This window comes from Intrasporangium chromatireducens Q5-1, from assembly GCF_000576575.1.
GTDB lineage: Bacteria > Actinomycetota > Actinomycetes > Actinomycetales > Dermatophilaceae > Intrasporangium_A > Intrasporangium_A chromatireducens.
The window spans coordinates 1-1,438 of the sequence record NZ_AWQS01000462.1 but is presented as its reverse complement, the minus strand read 5'-3'; the positions used below and the strand labels follow the sequence as shown (position 1 = coordinate 1,438).

Here is a 1,438-nt window from a genome sequence, read left to right as displayed (position 1 = left end):
ACGCCCTCGCGCCCGGGCGAGCCCTCGAGGCGGCCGACCTGCTCGCCGAGGAGCTGGGCCTCGCGTCCACCCGGCGCCCGTGGCACACCGACCGCGCGCCGGTGACGCGGCTCGGCGACGCGCTCGTCCGGGCCACCGACGCCATGGGCAAGGTCGCCGGCGACATCATCCTCATGTCCCGGCCCGAGCTCGGCGAGCTCGCCGAGCCCGCTGCAGAGGGCCGAGGCGGCTCGTCCACCCTCCCGCAGAAGCGCAACCCCGTCCTGTCCATCCTCGTGCGCAGCGTGGCCATCCAGGCCCCTCACCTCGCCGCCGCCCTGCACTCCGCGGCCGCGCTCGCCTCCGACGAGCGGCCTGACGGCGCCTGGCACGCCGAGTGGCGCCCCCTGGCCACCCTGCTCGGCTCCGTCCCCGTCGCCGCCGCCCAGCTCGCGGACGTCCTGGGCGGCCTCGAGGTCCATGCCGACGCGATGCGCCGCAACGTCGAGGCGGCCGGCCCCGCCCTCGTCGCCGAACGGCTGCTCCGGGCCGTGCCCGCCCTCCCGGGTGGCGCCGACCTGGCCCCGGCGCTGCGCTCGGCCCTGCGCTCCGGCGCGAGCCGCGACGAGATCCACGCGCTCCTGCGCCACGGCCTGCCCAGCGGGGACCCACCCCACGGCGTGCCCGACGGCACGATCGACGACCTGCTCAGCCCAGCGGCATACGTCGGCCTGTCGGACGCCCTCGTCGACCGCGCCCTGCAGGGGCACGCCACCCCAGACCAAGGAGGTCCTCTCATGCCACCCACCGTCACCGTCACCGAGCTGCGGGCCGGCTCGGCCGAGGCGGACCTGCTCATCGTCGGCCCGTCGCTCGGCACGGCCGTGGCGCCGCTCTGGTCCGACTGCGCGGCGGCCCTGCCCGGCGACGTCCGGGTGCTCGGGTGGGACCTGCCCGGTCACGGCCGCAGCGCCAGGACGGATGAGCCGATCACCGTCGACACTCTCGCCGAATCCGTCCTCGCCGCAACAGAGTCCGAGCGCAACACCGCCAAGGGGAGGGTCTGGTACGCCGGCGTCTCCCTGGGTGGGACGGTCGGCCTGCAGCTCGCGGTCGACCACGGCCAGGCCTTCGACGGGGTGGCGATCCTCTGCTCCGGCGCCAAGATCGGGGAGGCGAGCGCCTGGCACGAGCGCGCCGACCTCGTCCGCCGCGCGGGGACGCCCGTCATGGTGGAGGGATCGGCACAGCGCTGGTTCGCGCCGGGCTTCCTCGAGCGCAACCCCCGCCTCGGCACCGCCCTGCTCAACTCGCTCCAGGACGCCGACAAGGAGTCCTACGCCCGCTGCTGCGAGGCGCTCGCCGACTTCGACCTGCGCCCCCGTCTCGGCGAGGCGGCCACGCCGGTGCTCGCGCTCGCCGGCGCCGCCGACCCGGTCACCCCCGCCGCGTCCGCCGA

Annotated in this window: 1 protein-coding gene; it reads left to right on the top strand. The window is 76.7% G+C overall.

The window, feature by feature from the left end; all coding sequences use genetic code 11:
* Window positions 1-1,438 (top strand): alpha/beta fold hydrolase (locus N864_RS23900; RefSeq protein ID WP_051518938.1); only part of this gene is annotated, 1,438 nt, incomplete at both ends.